At 44.0% G+C, this 14,803-nt stretch carries 13 protein-coding genes and 1 tRNA gene; 2 read left to right on the top strand and 12 right to left on the bottom strand.

Annotated elements, in window-relative coordinates:
• Window position 1: 1 nt before the first annotated feature.
• The 5 genes from rlmH to leuS form a co-directional block, all read right to left on the bottom strand.
• Window positions 2–472: a 23S rRNA (pseudouridine(1915)-N(3))-methyltransferase RlmH gene (rlmH, locus tag IQO02_RS04900; RefSeq protein WP_004735246.1), complete on the bottom strand. Its 471-nt coding sequence runs from the start codon at window positions 470–472 to the stop codon at window positions 2–4.
• A 3-nt stretch (window positions 473–475) separates the two neighbouring features.
• Complete coding sequence (rsfS, locus tag IQO02_RS04895) at window positions 476–793, bottom strand: ribosome silencing factor (RefSeq protein WP_004735247.1); 318 nt, start codon at window positions 791–793, stop codon at window positions 476–478.
• A 66-nt stretch (window positions 794–859) separates the two neighbouring features.
• Window positions 860–1,885: a DNA polymerase III subunit delta gene (gene holA, locus IQO02_RS04890; protein ID WP_016793089.1), complete on the bottom strand. Its 1,026-nt coding sequence runs from the start codon at window positions 1,883–1,885 to the stop codon at window positions 860–862.
• A gap of 9 nt (window positions 1,886–1,894) precedes the next feature.
• On the bottom strand, window positions 1,895–2,551 hold the full coding sequence (gene lptE / locus IQO02_RS04885; RefSeq protein WP_010439119.1) for an LPS assembly lipoprotein LptE: 657 nt from the start codon (window positions 2,549–2,551) through the stop codon (window positions 1,895–1,897).
• 214 nt (window positions 2,552–2,765) lie between these two features.
• Entirely contained in the window at window positions 2,766–5,342 is a 2,577-nt protein-coding gene (gene leuS, locus IQO02_RS04880; protein ID WP_010439121.1) for a leucine--tRNA ligase, read from the bottom strand.
• A gap of 266 nt (window positions 5,343–5,608) precedes the next feature.
• Between leuS and IQO02_RS04875 the strand changes: the two genes are divergently transcribed.
• Complete coding sequence (locus tag IQO02_RS04875) at window positions 5,609–6,079, top strand: zinc ribbon-containing protein (protein WP_010439124.1); 471 nt, start codon at window positions 5,609–5,611, stop codon at window positions 6,077–6,079.
• A gap of 139 nt (window positions 6,080–6,218) precedes the next feature.
• On the opposite strand, the gene lnt is transcribed toward IQO02_RS04875, so the two are convergent.
• The 5 genes from lnt to miaB form a co-directional block, all read right to left on the bottom strand.
• Entirely contained in the window at window positions 6,219–7,733 is a 1,515-nt protein-coding gene (gene lnt, locus IQO02_RS04870) for an apolipoprotein N-acyltransferase (protein ID WP_016793088.1), read from the bottom strand.
• A gap of 32 nt (window positions 7,734–7,765) precedes the next feature.
• Window positions 7,766–8,656, bottom strand: a complete 891-nt coding sequence (gene corC, locus IQO02_RS04865) for a CNNM family magnesium/cobalt transport protein CorC (RefSeq protein WP_010439130.1) — start codon at window positions 8,654–8,656, stop codon at window positions 7,766–7,768.
• A gap of 120 nt (window positions 8,657–8,776) precedes the next feature.
• Entirely contained in the window at window positions 8,777–9,238 is a 462-nt protein-coding gene (gene ybeY, locus IQO02_RS04860) for an rRNA maturation RNase YbeY (protein WP_016768321.1), read from the bottom strand.
• Entirely contained in the window at window positions 9,239–10,360 is a 1,122-nt protein-coding gene (locus tag IQO02_RS04855; protein ID WP_010439135.1) for a PhoH family protein, read from the bottom strand.
• Between the two features lie 164 nt (window positions 10,361–10,524).
• Window positions 10,525–11,949, bottom strand: coding sequence for a tRNA (N6-isopentenyl adenosine(37)-C2)-methylthiotransferase MiaB (gene miaB / locus IQO02_RS04850; protein ID WP_010439137.1), 1,425 nt, complete (start codon window positions 11,947–11,949; stop codon window positions 10,525–10,527).
• Window positions 11,950–12,257: 308 nt separating this feature from the next.
• Between miaB and IQO02_RS04845 the strand changes: the two genes are divergently transcribed.
• Window positions 12,258–13,433 (top strand): 2-octaprenyl-3-methyl-6-methoxy-1,4-benzoquinol hydroxylase, encoded by a 1,176-nt coding sequence (locus tag IQO02_RS04845; protein ID WP_010439139.1) that lies wholly within the window; start codon window positions 12,258–12,260, stop codon window positions 13,431–13,433.
• Between the two features lie 68 nt (window positions 13,434–13,501).
• On the opposite strand, the gene IQO02_RS04840 is transcribed toward IQO02_RS04845, so the two are convergent.
• Window positions 13,502–14,548 carry a lactonase family protein gene (locus IQO02_RS04840; protein WP_016793087.1) on the bottom strand — a complete coding sequence of 349 codons (1,047 nt, stop codon included), beginning with the start codon at window positions 14,546–14,548 and terminating at the stop codon, window positions 13,502–13,504.
• A 158-nt stretch (window positions 14,549–14,706) separates the two neighbouring features.
• Window positions 14,707–14,791: transfer RNA gene (locus tag IQO02_RS04835), tRNA-Leu, on the bottom strand.
• Window positions 14,792–14,803: the final 12 nt, after the last annotated feature.

Genomic DNA, 14,803 nt, shown 5'->3' with positions numbered 1-14,803 from the left:
CTTATTCTCGATGATAAGGATGGTTAGCAGTGATGCTCCAAGCTCGATACAAGCTTTCAGCCATGATAACGCGTACTAATGGGTGAGGGAGAGTAAGCGCAGACAGAGACCAGCTTTGATCTGCTGCCGCTTTACATGCAGGAGCTAATCCTTCAGGCCCGCCAATCAGGATAGAAACGTCACGTCCATCCAGTTTCCAACTTTCCAATTGCTCAGCCAGTTGTGGTGTATCCCATTTTTTACCTGGGATATCGAGCGTGACAATGCGATTTCCTTTTGGAACCGCTGCCAACATTGCTTCGCCTTCTTTTTGAAGAATTCGTGCAATATCAGCATTTTTACCGCGTTTCCCCGCAGTGATCTCAATGAGTTCTAATGGCATATCATGAGGGAAGCGGCGTTTATATTCTTTAAACCCTTCTTCAACCCACTTTGGCATTTTTGTACCAACTGCGATTAACTGGATCTTCAAAGCTTAGCCCCAAAGTTTTTCTAGTTGGTAAAGTTCACGATGTTCTTCTTGCATAACGTGAAGCATGCTGGTGCCCATATCTAGAACAACCCATTCACCTTCTTGCTGACCATCCATACCTAGTGGCTGCATACCTGCTTTACGGACTTCATCAGCAACATGTTGTGCAATAGAGGCAACATGGCGCTTAGAAGTACCAGTGCAAACGATCATGTAATCAGTAACACTTGATTTGCCTTCTACATCGATGGTAACAATCGATTCTGCTTTCATGTCGTCGGCTTTGTCTGCAAGAAAATCTTTTAGTTCTTCACGTAACACAGGGTGTTCCTTTAATCTGAAATTAGCTTTGTTTAGGATCTATTGACCCTAGAATATAACACGCTTTTATGCGTGAAATGGTATTGAAGCTGTAGGGAGACAAAACTCTACACTTAACTGATGAATTAGTGGCCAAGGCGACTGTTCATATTGAGTTTTTGTCATCAATTCTGCTTGTGTGAGCAGCGCAAACAAAGAGTGTAATTGAGAAATTGAAACTCTTGTTAGCGCGGCGTTATAAAGAGGCTTTTTAGATTGCCAGATACGGTGCTTTTCAAAGACTTGGCTGATCGGCATCTGTTTCATTTGTTGCTGCATTTGCAATAGCAGAGCAAGTTCACGCTGTATGCTACGCAGCAAGATAACTGGCTCGACACCTTCCGCTTCCAATTGTCTCAGAATTCGTTGTGCTCGATTGCCTTTACCTGCCAGTAATGCATCACTCCAATGGAAGGGAGTAAAGTGATTGTGGCGGCTTAGAGACTCTTCTAAGCGTACTAACGTAAGCTTTCCGTCTGGATATTGAAGCGCCAATTTTTCTAAGCTTTGTGTTAGAGCAAATAGATTACCCTCATGCCATTGTGCCAGCATTTGAATCGCTTCAGGGTCTGGAGATAAGCCTATCTGACGGCAGCGCGCTTGGACAAACTGAGGTAAGCGGCTGACATCTGGCGTTAGGCAACTGATCCAGTGACCCTGATTAGACAGTGCTTTAAACCATTTAGCACTTTCTTGAGCCTTGGTTAGCTTCGTACCAATCAAGACCAACAGAATATCGCTGTGGATATGCTCTGAGATTGCCAGTAACTCTTTGGCTATCGCCGCATTGACTCCTGATTCTGGTAGCTCAAGTTCGATGATCTGACGGCTAGAGAATAGGCTCAGCGCTTGAGTGCAGTCGTAGACTTGATTCCAGTCGAGGCTATTATCAATCGCAAAGCGATGGCGTTCATCGAAGCCTTGCTCTTTAGCTGCCTTTTGAATCGATTCTCGACTTTCTTGCAGCAACAAAGGCTCGTTGCCAAAAATCAGATAAACGTTACTTAGCTGCTTTGCAAGTTGCTCAGGTAAACGATCGGCAAAAATACGCATCAAATAAACCTATTGTTCAGCCGATTCGCTTAGTGTTGACTGCTCTTCGGAAGTCGGTACTGTTTCTGCGTCTTCAATTTCGATGTTTTTGATGTTGTATTGCTTCTCAAGTTCTTTTACTTGAACGTGCTCTAACGCTTCTAGGTCCATGTTATCTGCCGCTATGTTGGCTTTTAATCGAGCCATCTGACGAAGGATTTGGCTTGTTGCCAACTTACGCATTTCATCTTCGATCATGTCTCGTTCAACCGACTTCGCAAGTGCAGTTAACGGGTTATCTAGATAGCTACGGGTTACGCTAGTCGAGAATGTTTTATCACCAAGCTCTGGTATCGTTACGCGATACCTAGCTCTGAACGTCAGCTCTTTCTCTGCCGCACGAGTATTTTGATAAAGAGATAGAGTTCGCTCACTCACGCTTTCGCTAATAATATGCAAATTCGGTGTGTTTCCAGCTGGTGGGATAATTTCTACATCGTTCATACGCAGCTGACCTTTCATCATACGTGTAAACGTGCTGTATTGGTCGTAACTGGTCACAGAGATCTTGTTAAGTTCTTCTGGCACTGAGTAATCACCGCGTAGGTGGAAACCACAGGCACTCAATAGGCTAACGGTTAGAATAACAATAGTAACTTTCAATGAAGATAGTGAAATCAGGCGCATTATTTGATGGCTCTCATGAAGGTAGAATACTTATTTAAAGGCTTTAGCTTTTTGGCGTGGGGTTAGTCACTGAAAGTAAAGCGCTTAAATAAGTAGACAGGGTAATTAGCTACCCTGTCTAGAGACTACTAAAAACAAAATAAGTTCGCTTCAGCAGCTATAGTTGTAGACTAAAACTCGCTCGTTTTAGTCTACAACTATTAGTTAGCCAATATTAGTTAGCTACGATGTTTAGAAGCTTACCTGGTACGAAGATAACCTTACGGATCGTTAGGTCATCTAGGAACTTTTTAGCGTTCTCATCGTTTAGACCAAGTTCACGAACTTGCTCTTCGGTTGCGTCAGCAGCAACAGTCAGTTTCGCACGCAGCTTACCGTTGATCATTACAACGATAGTCTTCTCGTCTTCAACTAGCGCTTTCTCATCGAAAGTTGGCCATGTTGCTGAATCTACGTTTGATTCACCCAGTGCAATCCACATTTCGTAAGAGATGTGTGGCGTCATTGGGTAAAGCATGCGAACGACAGCTTTTAGTGCTTCATCAAGGATTGCACGATCTTGTACAGATTCTTGAGGTGCTTTCGCTAGCTTATTCATCAGTTCCATGATTGCAGCGATGGCTGTGTTGAACGTTTGGCGACGGCCGATATCGTCCGTTACTTTCGCGATAGTCTTGTGGATATCACGACGAAGTGCTTTCTGGTCGCCAGATAGCGCAGAAGCATCAACAGATTCAGCAGCACCTTTAGAAGAGTGAGCATGAACCAGTTTCCAAACACGTTTAAGGAAACGGTTTGCACCTTCAACGCCAGACTCTTGCCACTCAAGAGTCATATCTGCAGGTGATGCAAACATCATGAATAGACGTACAGTATCAGCGCCGTACTTGTCTACCATCTCTTGTGGGTCTATACCGTTGTTTTTAGACTTAGACATTTTGATCATGCCTGAGTGTTCAACTTCGCGGCCTTGAGCGTCGACTGCTTTTTCGATGCGACCTTTACCGTCACGTTCAACCGTTACGTCAGTCGGAGCAATCCACTCTTTGGTGCCTTTTTCGTTTTCGTGATAGAACGCGTCAGCCAGAACCATGCCTTGACATAGAAGTTGCTTGAACGGTTCATCAGATGTCACGTAACCAGCATCACGTAGAAGCTTGTGGAAGAAACGAGAGTAAAGCAGGTGCATACAAGCATGCTCGATACCACCAACGTATTGGTCAACCGGTAGCCAGTAGTTTGCTTTTTCTGGATCTAGAATGTCGTCAGCTTGTGGTGAACAGTAACGTGCGTAGTACCATGAAGATTCCATGAAAGTATCAAACGTATCAGTTTCACGCAGCGCAGGTTCGCCATTGAATGTTGTTTCAGCCCAAGACTTGTCTGCTTTGATTGGGCTAGTAACGCCATCCATTACCACGTCTTCAGGAAGAATAACGGGCAGTTGGTCTGCTGGTACTGGGTGAACTTCACCGTCTTCTGTCGTTACCATTGGGATTGGAGCGCCCCAGTAACGCTGACGAGAAACACCCCAGTCACGTAGACGGAAGTTTACTGTTTTCTTACCTTTGCCTTCAGCTTCAAGTTTCGCAGCTATTGCATCGAATGCTTCTTGGAACGCAAGACCATCGAATTCGCCAGAATCGAACAGTACACCTTTCTCTGTGTAAGCCGCTTCAGATACATCCAGTTCAGAACCATCTTCAGGTTTGATTACCGGAATGATATCGATACCGTACTTAGTTGCGAATTCGTAATCACGTTGATCGTGAGCTGGAACCGCCATTACCGCACCTGTGCCGTAATCCATAAGAACGAAGTTTGCTACGTAAACTGGCACAACACGACCGTTAAGAGGGTGGATAGCTGTTAGGCCAGTATCCATACCTTTCTTTTCCATTGTTGCTAATTCGGCTTCAGCCACTTTCGTGTTGCGACATTCATCAACGAATGCTGCAAGTTCAGGGTTGTTCTTCGATGCTTTCTCTGCAAGTGGGTGACCAGCAGCGATACCAACGTAAGAAACACCCATTAGCGTGTCTGGACGTGTTGTGTAAACTTCTAGCGGTGCTTCTTCGCCGTTAACAGCGAAAGATAGCTCAACACCTTCAGAGCGACCGATCCAGTTACGCTGCATGGTTTTAACCATTTCAGGCCAACCTTCAAGGTTATCTAGATCGTCTAGTAGCTCTTGAGCGTATTCAGTGATTTTAATGAACCACTGTGGAATCTTCTTTTGTTCTACTGGAGTGTCACAACGCCAGCAGCAACCGTCTTCCACTTGCTCGTTTGCAAGTACAGTTTGGTCGTTTGGACACCAGTTCACAGAAGAGGTCTTCTTGTAAACTAGGCCTTTTTCGTAAAGCTTGGTGAAGAACTCTTGCTCCCAACGGTAGTACTCAGGTGTACACGTTGCGAATTCACGGTTCCAGTCGTAACCAAAGCCTAAAAGCTTTAGTTGGTTTTTCATGTACTCAATGTTTTCGTAAGTCCATGGTGCCGGCGCCGTGTTGTTTTTTACAGCTGCATTTTCTGCAGGCAGGCCGAATGCATCCCAACCGATTGGTTGCATTACGTTTTTACCTTGTAGACGTTGGAAACGAGATACCACATCACCGATGGTGTAGTTACGCACGTGGCCCATGTGCAGTCGACCACTTGGGTATGGGAACATAGAAAGACAGTAGAATTTTTCTTTGTTTGGGTCTTCACTTACAACGAAAGTTTCGCTGTTATCCCAGTGTTGTTGAACCTTTTGTTCAATCTCTTGCGGGTTATATTGTTCTTGCATCGATGGTATCCGGTTATCTTGGAATTTGTGAGTTCGGTTAGAACAGAATCTTACAGATCGTCATAGAATACCTAAAGCAGCTGAGTACAACAATAGTTATACCCGTCATACTTGCAGTTGCTGCATGGTTGATTACGTAAATTCCACCTAATTACTCACGACAGCTATGCTTAAAGGGACGAATTGCATTTGTTTGTTAAGGATTCGTCGCTTAACTTTGCACACGTTAACTAAGATAAAAGTATGTAATCTTGAGGAGGTTTTTTATGCCGAAGAAAAAAGCACTTTATGAAGAAGTTGTCGAAGAGGTGATTGAAACGCTGAAGCATAGTCCTGAAGAACTCAACAACAAAATTGAAACATCAGGTAAGTTAGCAAAAGCGGCCAACGACATGACCAAAGATGAGCTGTCGCTGATCTCAGCTTATGTGAAGTCGGACTTGAAAGAGTTCTCAGAAAGCTATGAAGAGAGCAAAAATGGCCCATTCTATTTGATGATTACAGACTCTATTTGGCAAGGGTTACTGGACATAACTGATCGTACTAAGGTGGAGTGGGTTGAGCTGTTCCAAGATCTAGAGCATCAAGGATTATATCAAGCAGATGAAGTGATAGGGTTAGGCACATTGGTATGTGATGAATGTGGGCATCAAACCGAATATAATCACCCTACAACGATTATTCCTTGTATTAAATGCGGCTCGAAAGGGTTTAGCCGCAAGGCACTTAAGCCGTAAAAAACTGAACCATAGCGTCTTCAATTTTAAGCTGTAACAATAAGAAAGGGTTGACTGAATCAGCCAACCCTTAACAACCTTTCGTCGAATCTCGAATCTCGAATCTCGAATCTCGAATCTCGAATCTCGAATCTCGAATCTAGTCTTTTCTTCTCATAAACCAGCCAGCTACTAAACTCAGTAACGCCCAGATATACAGCGGCCAAGTACCGACCACGTGATAAGGGGTTTGACCATCCGTTGAGATTAGCTCAGCTTTCAATACTGCGGTTTCAAACTGCGGTATTTGTTTGATGATCTTGCCTTTGTGATCCGTTACTGCCGTTACGCCATTGTTGGTTGAGCGAATCAGCGGCTTCCCCAACTCCAGAGCACGCATTTGTGCGATTTCCATATGTTGTAATGGTCCAATCGAACGGCCGAACCACGCATCGTTAGAGAGCGTTAGAATAAAGTCAGTTTCATCCGTTACGTTTTGTCTCACTTGATCATTGAAGATGATCTCATAACAAAGCGCTGGTGCTAGATGACGACCATTTGCCACGATGTTTGGCTGAACGAAATCGCCACGACTGAATGATGACATTGGCAAGTTAAAGAACGGTGCTAACGGGCGTAGGATATCCTCAAACGGCACAAATTCACCAAATGGTAGAAGATGATGTTTATGATAGCGTTCGTCTGGATCATAGCTGTACTCACCGTATGGATTGACTCCCAGAGAAAGAACACTGTTGTAGTACTTCTTATCTTCAGATTGATTTAACACACCTGTGATAATTGCACTGTTGTTCATTTTCGCTGCGCTATCTAAATTACGTAGGAAAGATGGAATCTCTACTTCAAACGCAGGAATTGCAGCTTCAGGCCAGATAATGATATCAGCGTCCCAGTTTTCTCTACTTAGGTCGGTGTATTTCATCATCGTAGGCCAGCGATGACTTGGCAGCCATTTGCTGTCTTGATCTACGTTGCCTTGAATCAATACTACCGAGGTTGTTTTCTCTGGGTTTAGTGTCACCCAATCGATATTTCGAATACCGAAACCTGCACTTAAGACAACTGCAGGTATGATGCCGACACTCCACGCTTTATTTATGATCGTATAAGCGAGTGCAGAAGCTGACACAATAATCGCTAGCGTCACAAGCTCGACACCACCAATCGGTGCGAATGAACTTAGTGGAGAGTCGATTTGGCTGTAGCCTAACCAAAGCCAAGGGAATCCTGTCATTACCCAACCGCGTAACCAGTCAGAGATTAACCACAATGCTGGGGCCGCGAGGAAAAAGCGACTTAGGTTATTAGCAGGGAAGAATTTGTTTAGACTCCAGGTAAAGAGGCCTGAATATACGGCTAGATAGCCTACAAGCAATGCCATCAAAAACAGGTTGGCCGCAAGTGGCATGCCGCCAAAACCATCAATGCTGACGTATACCCAGCTAATACCTGTTGTGAACTGACCTAAACCCCATGCGTAGCCAATCCAAAGCGCACTTTTAGGAGAGCGGTTGTGGATCAATAGCAGCAACAAAGCAGGGCTGATAATAGCAAGAGGCCATATGGAATATGGAGCGAATGAAAGGGTGGTTATAGCGCCAACAAAAACGGCCGCAAGCGGCCGTAATAGGCGATGAATAAAGGTCTTAGTCATCTAATTTCTGTCATCTCTTTAGAGAGAAGTTGTTATTCTTCGATAGTCGGAAGAGGTTGCTCATCAGGTATAGTTACCTGTAGCTGAATCACACGACGATTATCTGCGGACGTTATTTTGAAATGGTAGCTTCCAATTTCTACAATTTCTCCACGAACCGGTAGATGACCGAGTGCTGTCATCACCATACCGCCAACTGTATCCACTTCATCATCACTAAAGGTGGTTCCAAATGTATCGTTGAAATCTTCAATAGTGGTTAAAGCTTTAACAGAGAAGGTATGCTTGCTCAGCTTACGAATGTCTAACTCTTCTTCATCGTCGAACTCGTCTTCAATTTCACCAACGATTTCTTCGAGGATATCTTCAATGGTTACTAGGCCAGATACACCGCCAAATTCATCCACAACGATAGACATGTGGTAACGCTCTTCTTGGAATTCCTTGAGCAGGCGATCAACGCGTTTGCTTTCAGGTACAACTACAACAGGGCGGATCACTTGTTCGATGTCAAATGGGGCGCTTTCTGAACCCAAATACTTAAGTAGGTCCTTCGCTAATAGAATGCCTTCTACATGGTCTTTATCTTCACTGATCACCGGGTAGCGAGAGTGTTGAGCATCAGTAATAAGCGCAATCAATGTATCTAAATCATCGGTGCGTTCAACTGTAACCATTTGAGAGCGAGGTAGCATGATATCGCGTACTCGCATCTCTGAAATTTCCATAACACCTTCGAGCATGTCGCGCGTGTCGTGGTCAATTAGGTCATTAATTTCTGAGTCGCGGATTACATCTACGAGCTCTTGGCGATCTTTTACTTCACCTTGAAATAGTTGGCCTAGGCGTTCAAAGAAGGACTTTCTACTCGGACCTTCAGATTTTTTACTTCCCTCAGAAGTGGGGGGGTTACCTTCGTTCATGATTTCTCAAAAAATAACGCTATCAGAAGTGTGATAGCACACGTTACAACTCAGATTCCTGCGAAAACCACAGGTTCGATGAGTTATTGTTTCTCTGCAACCTACTTTACTAGAATCAATTTACTTTTCTAGAATATACGGGTCTTCAAACCCCATAGTTTGCATGATTTCTGTCTCGAGTGACTCCATCTCTTCAGCTTCATCATCTTCGATATGATCATAACCTAGCAGATGCAGACTGCCATGTACAACCATATGAGCCCAGTGTGCTAACAGAGGCTTATTTTGCTCTTCTGCTTCTTTTTCGACGACTTGGCGACAGATAATGAGGTCGCCAAGTAGATCTAACTCTATCCCTGGAGGAGCCTCGAATGGAAAAGACAGCACGTTAGTTGGCTTATCTTTTCCACGGTATTCATGATTAAGCTGGTGGCTTTCTTGTGTATCTACGATACGAACCGTCAACTCGGCGTTCTCTTGAAACTGAGGAATAGTCTTATTTAACCAAAGCTGAATATCTTGTTCGGTTGGAAGACCTTGCTCATTTTCGACCGCTAATTGCAGGTCTAGTTCAATAGACATCTATTTATCACCTTGCTCTGCAATGACAGAACTATTTTGTGTTGCTAATTGTGTCGTAACAGCTTGCTGAGCCTCAAGAAGTTTGGCTTCTCGTTCTTCACGTTTACGGGCCTCAAACTCTTTACGCTCTTTTTGGTCTTTGGCTTCCCACTTCTCGTAGGCATTAACGATACGAGCAACGACAGGATGACGAACGACGTCTTCAGACATGAAGAAGTTAAAGCTAATGTCATCAACTTCACTAAGCACTTCAGTTGCATGGCGTAGGCCTGATTTTGCCCCTCGAGGTAAATCGATTTGAGTGATATCACCTGTGATGACAGCGCGTGAGTTAAAGCCGATACGCGTTAAGAACATTTTCATCTGTTCTACCGTAGTGTTTTGGCTCTCATCAAGAATGATGAACGCATCATTCAATGTACGACCACGCATGTAAGCCAGTGGTGCAACTTCAATTACGTTACGTTCAATCAATTTCTCAACTCGTTCAAAGCCGAGCATCTCAAACAGCGCATCGTAAAGTGGACGCAAATATGGATCGACTTTCTGGCTTAGATCTCCAGGAAGGAAACCAAGCTTCTCACCTGCTTCGACGGCTGGGCGAGTTAGTAGGATTCGGCGAACTTCTTGACGTTCAAGTGCATCAACCGCAGCCGCAACAGCTAAGTACGTTTTACCCGTACCAGCAGGTCCAATACCAAAAGTGATGTCATGAGTGACCATATTCATTAGGTATTGTGCTTGGTTCGGCGTACGAGGTTTAATGACGCCTTTTTTAGTCTTAATGGTCACTTCTTTGCCGTAGTCAATCTCAGACTCGACGTGTTGCTCCAAAATACCAGACTCCGCGATCGCTAGATGCACTTGCTCTGGTTCGATATCAATTATGTTGCCTTTAACAGGAGCCGTTTCAACATAGAGGTGCTTGATGATGTCTAAAGCTGCGGCTGTAGTGTGAGGTTTACCGACGATAGTGAAGAAGTTGCTACGGTAGTTAATCTCAACGCCAAGACGACGCTCAAGGTGCTTTATGTTGTCGTCGAATGGTCCGCATAAACTTGCCAAGCGCTTGTTATCTGCTGGTTCTAGATTTATCTCTAAGGTAACGATTTTATTGCTCAAATTAGCCTCTCATTTTGTACCATTCTCTCTTAAATAAAAAAAAAAGAGCAAGAAGCCCGATTTAGACCGGGCTTCTGATGGTGATTCCCTATTTCTAAGATGGTCACTTAGTTAGGTAATTTCAAGCTTTGTGTTTGAGCTTTGTGCTCAAACAGTTGTATTACCTATGGCGTAAACGTGGCTACACCTAGCTCATCTTCGCGTTTTGTTTTTTCCATCATTTCTGCTGGAGTCATTACAACGCGTAAGCCCATATCTTTTTCTGTGCGAACTAACTCACCACGTAGTGAGTTGGTGTACACCTCGGTGATCTTCACATCTACGAACTGGCCGATTAGGTCAGCAGAACCTTCGAAGTTCACAACACGACTGTTTTCAGTACGGCCACGCAGTTCCATTAGGTTCTTTCTTGATGGACCTTCAACAAGGATGCGCTGCTCTGTGCCTAGCATTAGGCGGGAAAAGCGCATAGCTTGTGTGTTTACTGTCTGTTGCAGTTCCCACAGGCGATCTTTTTTCTCTTGTGTTGGTACATCACATGGGTAATCTGCTGCTGGTGTGCCTGGGCGCGGAGAGAAAATAAAGCTGAAGCTCATATCGAAATCAACTTCTTTAATCAGTTTCATCGTATCTTGGAAGTCTTGTTTAGACTCTCCTGGGAAACCAACAATAAAGTCTGAACTAATTTGAATATCAGGACGAGCTTTACGCAGTTTACGGATAATAGACTTGTACTCGATAGCCGTATGTGGACGCTTCATCATTGTAAGAATACGATCACTACCACTTTGTACTGGTAAGTGTAAGAAGCTCACAAGTTCAGGTGTATCTTTGTAAACTTCGATAATGTCGTCACCAAACTCAAGTGGGTGGCTTGTCGTGAAGCGAATACGGTCGATACCATCAATTGAAGCAACAAGACGAAGAAGCTCTGCGAATGAACAGATATCGCCTTCGTGTGTTGGGCCTCGATACGCGTTTACGTTCTGACCAAGTAGGTTAACTTCACGTACGCCTTGCTCTGCAAGTTGAGCAACTTCGAATAGTACATCATCCATTGGGCGGCTAACTTCTTCACCACGTGTGTACGGCACAACACAGTAAGTACAGTACTTCGAACAGCCTTCCATAATTGAAACAAATGCAGTTGCACCGTCTGCTTTTGGCTCTGGCAGGTTATCAAATTTTTCGATCTCAGGGAACGAGATGTCCATTACAGGCTTTTCGTTAGACAGTGATGACTTAATCATTTCTGGCAGGCGGTGTAATGTTTGTGGGCCAAAGATAACGTCTACGTAGGGAGCGCGTTGACGGATATGGTCACCTTCTTGAGTGGCTACACAGCCACCCACACCGATCACTACACCTTCTTTTTTATCTTTAAGCGTTTTCCAACGACCAAGCTGGTGGAATACTTTTTCTTGCGCTTTTTCGCGGATAGAACAAGTATTCAGTAGTAGTACGTCTGCTTCCTCAGGTACTTCAGTTAGCTCATAGCCATTTGCAGCGTTAAGCAGGTCGGCCATTTTTGATGAATCGTATTCATTCATCTGACAGCCCCAAGTTTTAATTAGCAGTTTCTTACTCATTATATGTTCGCTCGATCGTTAGTTTAATTTAAGGGAGCAAATCGCCCATTATTCATCCGCTAGTCTGGTTCGTCATAAATCGGTATTCAATCTTATGACGGTCTATAGCGGCAAGCGGCGTATTGTACTGGTTTCAAAACCGACTGACTAGTAGTCTGAACAAATCTCTTTTGTAGTGGTTTTTATTATCGTTAACGCCATATACCATAAGGGATAACCCTTTTTTCAAATAAGGTTTTTGGTTACAAGTTAGTTATGAAAAAGTACAATCAAAAATAGTCAAAGAATCAAACTGATAAGTACAAAATATGAACAGTTACGATATTGTGGTAGTTGGTGGTGGCATGGTTGGTGCGGCAACAGCGATCGGCTTTGCGAAACAAGGGCTGAGTGTTGCTGTGATTGAAGGTTTTGCCCCACAAGCTTTTGATGAGTCGCAAGCGATGGACATTCGTGTGTCGGCGATTTCTCAAGCATCGGTCGATTTACTTGAAGCTCTTGGTGCATGGCAAAGTATTGCAGCGATGCGCGTTTGTTCTTACAAGCGATTGGAAACTTGGGAACATCCAGAGTGTCGTACTCGTTTTGATGCTGCATCACTGGATCTGCCCCGTCTAGGCTATATTGTCGAGAACAGACTGATTCAGTTAGGCTTATGGTCTCAATTTGATGCCCATGACAATCTCGAACTGTTATGTCCAGAAAAGTTGGATGAGATTGAGTATGGCGAAACCAATATCGTTAAGCTTCAATCAGGAACTGAGTTATCAGCGAAGTGGGTGGTTGGTGCTGATGGTGCTAACTCAGTCGTTCGTCAACATGCTGGAATTGGCATTACGGCTTGGGATTATCGACAACACTGTATGCTTATCAATGTCGAAACAGAACAACCTCAGCAAGATATTACTTGGCAACAATTTCTACCAAGTGGCCCTCGTTCATTTCTGCCTTTGTGTTCTTTAATCTCTGACGGTCAAGAAGTCGGGCAGGGATCGTTGGTTTGGTATGACTCCCCATCTCGCATTAAGCAATTATCATCGATGACCCCTGAAAAGTTACGTAATGAAGTACTTGTTAATTTCCCTACGGAATTGGGAGACATCAAAGTCCTCAACTCTGGTTCGTTCCCCCTTACTCGGCGTCATGCTCAATCATACTCGAAGAATAACTGTATTTTAGTCGGAGACTCTGCGCATACGATCAACCCTTTGGCTGGGCAGGGTGTTAACTTGGGCTTCAAAGATGTATCAGTATTGTTGGATGTCACCAAAGAAAAGGGGGAATTGAATCAGTCTGTAGCAAGACGCTACGAAGTGATAAGAAGAGGCGACAACCTTATGATGCAGAGTGGCATGGATTTTTTCTACAAGACATTCAGCAACGACATTGGTCCGCTTAAGTTTGTACGTAATGCCGCACTAAAACTAGCAGAGAACTCTGGGCCGATTAAAACTCAAGTATTGAAATACGCCTTGGGTCTTTAAGTCGCTAGTTTAATTGGTTACAAAAGAAGAGGAGAGCTGATGCTCTCCTTTTTTGTATCTGGTGATTACTATCGCTGTTGCGTCACACAAACAGGCGCATCTAGCTCTAACGAGTAGCCTGTATAAACCAAAGAACCGTCCTCATTATCTCGCTTGAATGAGGTGATGTTGTTGGAGTGTTGGTTGGCGGCGATAAGCCATTTCCCATCGTCAGTTATATGGAAGTCTCTTGGGAATTTACCTTCAGTGTCGTAGCTTTCAATGAAATTCAGTTTTTGAGTCTCAGAGTCGATTTTGAAGTTGCTGATTCTTGATTGGTGTCGACATGACACATAAAGGAATTGCTCATCAGGGGATAGCTTAATCGCAGCTGCGGCTTCTCCCTTCTCCATATTAGGCAATGCATCAATCTCTTCCACTACATTCCAAATGCCTAAAACCTTTTCCAAAATCAGTAACGTTTCAGAGAGTTCACAGACCACATAGGCTCTGTCTTCAGCTTTGTTAAAGATTAAATGACGAGGTCCATTGCCGGCGGGCACCTTAATAGACTGCATTGGCTCATCAAGGAACTCTTCTTGTTCTTCATCAAAGCAATAGAAGTTGATGCGATCGGTGCCGAGATCGACGGTCACAAACTGTGGTGAGTTTTGTAGGAACAGACATTGATGGGCGTGTGGGCTGGTTTGTCGCTCTTTGTTTGGCCCGGAACCAACCATCTTGATTGTTTTGAGTCGCTTATCGATGCTGCCATTGATACTCAAGCTAAAGATATCGAATGTGCCTGATGAGTATTGCGACGTGATAGCAAACTTATTGTGTGGATCTATCGCGATGTGACAGGGGTGATTTCCTGAGATGGGACTTGCATTGGACGTTATCTGCGAATCAACATTAGGTATATGAATGAGCTGGGGCTGTTTTTGCTGATTAACTTCAGATGCAGTATAGATCCCTGTCTTTGTTGCAGTAACAAAAGAGGGGTTAGTGCATTTTCTGAACAGCTCTAGAGATAATAGTTTTCCAGTTTCTAGATCTAACTGAGTTTGATAAACACCTTGGCTTTTACTTGGCGTATCCGTGTAGCAACCGATCGTTAAAGGGAGGGTTTTCATAGGCTAGTCATACTCAATTAGAAAATGGAGCTGACATTGTCTTATAAAATTGTATTAAAAGTGAGGTTATAGAAGAGAATACTTGGTGACTTGGCTAGCAGATTTGCATATTCCAGATAAAACAAAACCCAGCTAAAAAGCTGGGTTCTATTTAATGATGGTGCGGTCGGAGAGACTTGAACTCTCACACCTCTCGGCGCCAGAACCTAAATCTGGTGCGTCTACCAATTCCGCCACGACCGCAGCAAATCTTTA

This window comes from Vibrio sp. OPT24, assembly GCF_015163545.1.
Taxonomy (GTDB): Bacteria; Pseudomonadota; Gammaproteobacteria; order Enterobacterales; family Vibrionaceae; genus Vibrio; species Vibrio cyclitrophicus.
This window is presented reverse-complemented; position numbering and strand designations above follow the sequence as displayed.

Coding starts and splice junctions, on each gene's coding strand:
- holA (WP_016793089.1), bottom strand. CDS start 1,885: ATGCGTATTTTTGCCGATCGTTTACCTGAGCAACTTGCAAAGCAGCTA.
- lptE (WP_010439119.1), bottom strand. CDS start 2,551: ATGCGCCTGATTTCACTATCTTCATTGAAAGTTACTATTGTTATTCTA.
- leuS (WP_010439121.1), bottom strand. CDS start 5,342: ATGCAAGAACAATATAACCCGCAAGAGATTGAACAAAAGGTTCAACAA.
- IQO02_RS04875 (WP_010439124.1), top strand. CDS start 5,609: ATGCCGAAGAAAAAAGCACTTTATGAAGAAGTTGTCGAAGAGGTGATT.
- lnt (WP_016793088.1), bottom strand. CDS start 7,733: ATGACTAAGACCTTTATTCATCGCCTATTACGGCCGCTTGCGGCCGTT.
- corC (WP_010439130.1), bottom strand. CDS start 8,656: ATGAACGAAGGTAACCCCCCCACTTCTGAGGGAAGTAAAAAATCTGAA.
- ybeY (WP_016768321.1), bottom strand. CDS start 9,238: ATGTCTATTGAACTAGACCTGCAATTAGCGGTCGAAAATGAGCAAGGT.
- miaB (WP_010439137.1), bottom strand. CDS start 11,949: ATGAGTAAGAAACTGCTAATTAAAACTTGGGGCTGTCAGATGAATGAA.
- IQO02_RS04845 (WP_010439139.1), top strand. CDS start 12,258: ATGAACAGTTACGATATTGTGGTAGTTGGTGGTGGCATGGTTGGTGCG.
- IQO02_RS04840 (WP_016793087.1), bottom strand. CDS start 14,548: ATGAAAACCCTCCCTTTAACGATCGGTTGCTACACGGATACGCCAAGT.